6 protein-coding genes are annotated in these 4,238 nt (G+C 63.2%); 2 read left to right on the forward strand and 4 right to left on the reverse strand.

The genetic code is table 11. The annotated features are described in order from the left end of the window. Positions 1-898 (forward strand): 2-dehydropantoate 2-reductase (locus tag ENZ75_RS23105; protein WP_128278337.1); only part of this gene is annotated, 898 nt, incomplete at its 5' end. Here ENZ75_RS23105 and ENZ75_RS23110 read toward each other — a convergent pair. The 4 genes from ENZ75_RS23110 to dapD all read right to left on the reverse strand — a co-directional run bounded on the left by ENZ75_RS23110 (position 801) and on the right by dapD (position 3,247). Next, on the reverse strand, positions 801-1,574 hold the full coding sequence (locus tag ENZ75_RS23110) for a hypothetical protein (protein ID WP_063169724.1): 774 nt from the start codon (positions 1,572-1,574) through the stop codon (positions 801-803). The two genes, ENZ75_RS23105 and ENZ75_RS23110, sit on opposite strands and share 98 nt — an antisense overlap. A 13-nt stretch (positions 1,575-1,587) precedes the next feature. Further along, a complete protein-coding gene (locus ENZ75_RS23115) occupies positions 1,588-1,965 on the reverse strand; it encodes a DUF805 domain-containing protein (protein WP_024502086.1) in 378 nt (125 codons plus the stop codon). Beyond that, the gene (locus ENZ75_RS23120) at positions 1,958-2,320 is read right to left on the reverse strand and encodes a DUF805 domain-containing protein (RefSeq protein ID WP_013528479.1); all 363 of its coding nucleotides are present in this window, start codon (positions 2,318-2,320) and stop codon (positions 1,958-1,960) included. Before ENZ75_RS23120 ends, ENZ75_RS23115 begins: the two co-directional genes overlap by 8 nt. Before the next feature lie 72 nt (positions 2,321-2,392). Continuing rightward, positions 2,393-3,247: a 2,3,4,5-tetrahydropyridine-2,6-dicarboxylate N-succinyltransferase gene (dapD, locus tag ENZ75_RS23125; RefSeq protein WP_013528480.1), complete on the reverse strand. Its 855-nt coding sequence runs from the start codon at positions 3,245-3,247 to the stop codon at positions 2,393-2,395. Between the two features lie 142 nt (positions 3,248-3,389). On the opposite strand from dapD, the gene ENZ75_RS23130 reads away from it, so the two are divergent. Further along, entirely contained in the window at positions 3,390-4,235 is an 846-nt protein-coding gene (locus ENZ75_RS23130; RefSeq protein ID WP_013528481.1) for an LOG family protein, read from the forward strand. Positions 4,236-4,238: the final 3 nt, after the last annotated feature.

Here is a 4,238-nt window from a genome sequence, read left to right on the forward strand (position 1 = left end):
GCGGGTCAGCGACCTCCAGGGCCGCGATCGCTCGATCAAGCCGGAGGCGCTTGCCGTCACCACCGATCCGGCCGCCACCCTGCCGCAGGCAGACGTGATCCTGGTCACGGTCAAGAGCGGCGCCACTCAGGACATGGCGGATCTTATCAAAGCTCATGCCCGGCCCGACGCCGTGGTGATCAGCCTGCAGAACGGTGTCGACAATGCCGACAGGCTGCGTGCCGGACTTGGCCGGCGAACGGTGCTGGCCGGCATGGTGCCGTTCAATGTGGTGCAGTCGCCGGACGGCGAGCTGCCGCTGCGCGTGCACCGCGCCAGCGACGGCAAGGTGATGGTCGAGGATGGCGATGCCGGCCTGGTCGGCCTGCTTGGCGTCGAAGGGTTTGCGGTTGAAGCGCATGGCGACATGAAGGCGGTGCTGTGGGGCAAGCTGCTGATGAATCTGAACAACGCGCTGGTGGCGCTTTCCGGCCTGCCGCTGGCAACCGAACTGGCCGACCGACGCTGGCGGCTGATCCTGGCTGGCCAGATCGACGAGGCGCTGACGGCGCTGAAAGCGTCCGGCATCGAGCCGGCGCGGATCGCCGGCCTGCGGCCGGCGCTGCTGCCGAAAGTGCTCAGGCTGCCGGACTGGCTGTTCAAGCTCTTGGCGCGGCGCATGCTGGCGATCGACCCGCAGGCGCGCTCGTCGATGTGGGACGATCTTCAGCGCGGCCGGCCGACGGAGATCGACGACTTGCAAGGTGCCATCTTGCGGCTGGCGGGGAAGGCCGGCACGCCCGTGCCGACGGTTCAGCGGATCATCGCCTTGGTGCGCGCGGCGGAAGCGGAGCGGCTTGGCTCGCCGGGCCTGGCGCCGGAGCAGATTGTTGCACCGGCCGGCCGTCGATCAACGTGATCTTCTGCCAGATTTTCCGCGACAGGTTGGACGCCAGGTTCTCGATGTCGTTGACGCCGTCGATGACCACGTCGTCATTGACCGACTGCGCGAACAATGCGGCGATCTTGCCGGTGATCGACAGCATTTCGGAGCAATAGTCGAGGTAACGCGCCAGGTCGGCGGCATTGGTGATGCGGGCGGGCGAATGCGACGTTGGCTTGAAATCGGCCGACAGCGCCGCCGGATCCTTGGTCAGCTGGTGCATGTCGATGACGTGGATCAGCGAGCGCAGGCCATGCAGCTGGCGAAAGACCTGCTTGCGCTTGATGCGCTCCTCGGAGCGGATCAAGGCGAGAAATCCGACAATGGCGAGGATGAACATGTTGAGCGAAGCTTCGATGCCTTGCACAGACTGGACGGCATCACCCGGTTTGGAAATGCGGTCGAATGGCAATACGGTTCCGACGAAGATGAACATCAGTGCGCCGGCAACGACAGCGGCGACGATGAGGCCGCGCAGCCACCAGATCGGCGCTTCCAGGGCCTTGGCGCCCTGTGCCAGGTCGCGCGACAGCGAGACCAGTTCGGCGGCAACGCCGCGCAGGCCGGCATCGGGGAAACGCTCCGCAACGCGCGTCTCCAGCCGTTCTGCGGTCTCGATGATCAGTTTCGGATCAAGCGTACGGTAGCGCATGTCCGATCGAACCTCAGGGTTGTGCTGGCTCGTTGGTGCGCCGGCCGTAGCGGTTGGGTCCAGGCTGCCCCGGAAACAGGCACAACACAAGGAAGGCCACGATCGAGACCACCGGCACGAACAGGATCAGCGCCGCAATGCCCGGCTTGTCCAAATCGTGCAGCCGCTTGACCGCCAGGGCAATGTTCGACCACAGCGAGGCGATGAAGGCGACGAAGAAGATGAACGACCACATGTTGCTCTCGGCCGAACCTTCCGGCACCAGCGTGAAGCGGTAGAGCGGGAAGGCCTGGATGATAGCGACGAGCAACCCGCCAAGAAAATAGGCCGCGCGACTGACGCGGCCCGAGGTTTTGAAGAAAAGCCAGGTGAGATCTGATCTGTCAGGCAAGCGGGTCCGGTCCATATTGATTGGCGCCCCTGGCGCCTTCGAGAATGCCGCATTCCACCAGAAACCAGATCGGGCCGATCAATGGCACCAGCATGATCAGGCTCCACCAGCCCGACTTGCCGCGATCATGCCAGCGCTTGGCGTAGACTGCGAGTGCGAAATAGATCGAGGCCAGAGCGATGAGAATGCCGATGATGCCGATCTGGGCGCCACTGGCCGTGGTGATGCGTGTACCGAGGATCGCATCGAGAATAAAGGCAACGATGCCAATGACGATGAAAACGCCAATCGCGGCCCAGAACTTGCCACGGTTGATGCGACCGTCAAAACTTGTGAGCAGATACTTCCAGTCCATGTCACCCCTCCATGATGAACCCGCGCGACCGATTGTCGCGCCGGCGGAAGGTGCGCCCGCTTTGCGCAAAGATCAATCGCGCAGCAATTCGTTGATCGAGGTCTTGGACCTGGTTTTGGCGTCGACGCGCTTGACGATGACGGCGCAGTAGAGGCTCGGACCCGGCTCGCCGTTCGGAAAGGGCTTGCCCGGCATCGCTCCGGCGACGACGACGGAATTCGGCGGCACTTCGCCATAGAAAATCTCGCCGGTAGCGCGGTCGACGATCTTGGTCGACTGGCCGATGAAGACGCCCATGCCGAGCACCGAGCCTTCGCGCACGATGCAGCCCTCGACCACTTCCGAGCGCGCGCCGATGAAGCAATTGTCCTCGATGATGGTCGGACCTGCCTGCATCGGCTCCAGCACGCCGCCGATGCCGACGCCGCCGGAAAGATGCACGTTCTTGCCGATCTGGGCACAGGAGCCTACCCCGACCCAGGTGTCGATCATGGTGCCTGTATCGACATAGGCGCCGACATTGACGAAGGACGGCATCAGCACGGCGCCCGGCGCGATATAGGCCGAGCGACGCACGATCGACCCCGGCACGGCGCGAAAGCCCTCCTTTTCGAAATCGACAGCGCCCCAGCCATCGAACTTCGACGGCACCTTGTCCCACCACGTCGCTTCGCCGGGACCACCCTTGATGATCTCCATCGGGTTGAGCCGGAAGGACAAAAGCACGGCCTTCTTCAGCCACTGGTTGACATGCCACTTGCCGTCGGCCTGCCGCTCGGCGACGCGGACGGCGCCGCGGTCGAGCAGGTCAAGCGCCGACTGGATGGCATCGCGCGTTTCGCCGCGCGTCGCAGTCGAAATCGCATCGCGTTCCTCGAAGGCCTTCTCGATGGTCTTTTCGAGGCTCGCCAGATCGGGCTTCGACATGAATTCGCTCCATTACCAAGCTGTTAAGGGACTGAGCCTTAACCTGTTTTGAAAGTCGCGCGGACCCTATGTTAAGGCTTAATGGGGGTCAATCGCGTGTGCGTCACGGGACGGCGCAGTTAAGGGAATTGGACGGGTAGTTATGACTCCTATGGAAAAGGCGGGGTGGACGCCGCTGCCGCATTCGGACGAGGATCTGGAGCGGTCGAAGAGCGTGCCTGACACGCCGCAGACGCGTGCCGAAACCTACCGGCTCGCCTGGAACGATCCCGACTTCATGACGCGGCGCGAGTTGCGCGCGGTCAGGCTGCAACTCGAACTCCTGAAACCGGAAATGATCCTAGCCGAACGCGGCATCCGCTCGACGGTGATCCTGTTCGGCGGTGCGCGCCTGCCGGAACCCGGCGGCGAGGCCTGGGCGGCCAAGAACGAGACGCAGAAGAAGAACCTCGAAGAGAACAGCAAATACTACGAGGAAGCGCGCAAATTCGCCCGCCTCTGCTCGCAGCAATCGGCTACCTCCTATTACCGCGAATATGTCGTGGTGACCGGCGGCGGGCCTGGCGTGATGGAAGCGGGAAACCGCGGCGCCGACGATGTCGGCGCGCCGTCGATAGGCCTCAACATCGTCTTGCCGCACGAGCAGGCGCCGAACATCTATGTGACGCCGGAGCTCTGTTTCAACTTCCATTATTTCGCTATCCGCAAGATGCATTTCGTCATGCGCGCCAAGGCGGTCGCGGTGTTTCCGGGCGGCTTCGGCACGATGGACGAATTCTTCGAGACGCTGACCCTGATCCAGACAGGGCGCATGGAGCGCGTGCCGGTGATCCTGTTCGGCAAATCCTTCTGGAAGCGGGCGATCGATCTCGATTTCCTCGCCGAGCAGGGCACGATCAGCCCCGGCGATCAGGACATCATCGACTTCGTCGACACCGCGGATGAGGCGTGGGGGATTATCAGCCGGTTCTATAAGTTAGGAGAGTAGGGC

Origin of the sequence: Mesorhizobium sp. M7A.F.Ca.CA.002.04.1.1, assembly GCF_004022805.1 — a bacterium.
GTDB classification, from domain to species: Bacteria; Pseudomonadota; Alphaproteobacteria; order Rhizobiales; family Rhizobiaceae; genus Mesorhizobium; species Mesorhizobium ciceri.

What these genes read in the sequence shown, in the direction of transcription:
- ENZ75_RS23110 (WP_063169724.1), bottom strand. Translation starts at nt 1,574, where the DNA reads ATGCGCTACCGTACGCTTGATCCGAAACTGATCATCGAGACCGCAGAA.
- ENZ75_RS23120 (WP_013528479.1), bottom strand. Translation starts at nt 2,320, where the DNA reads ATGGACTGGAAGTATCTGCTCACAAGTTTTGACGGTCGCATCAACCGT.
- dapD (WP_013528480.1), bottom strand. Translation starts at nt 3,247, where the DNA reads ATGTCGAAGCCCGATCTGGCGAGCCTCGAAAAGACCATCGAGAAGGCC.
- ENZ75_RS23130 (WP_013528481.1), top strand. Translation starts at nt 3,390, where the DNA reads ATGACTCCTATGGAAAAGGCGGGGTGGACGCCGCTGCCGCATTCGGAC.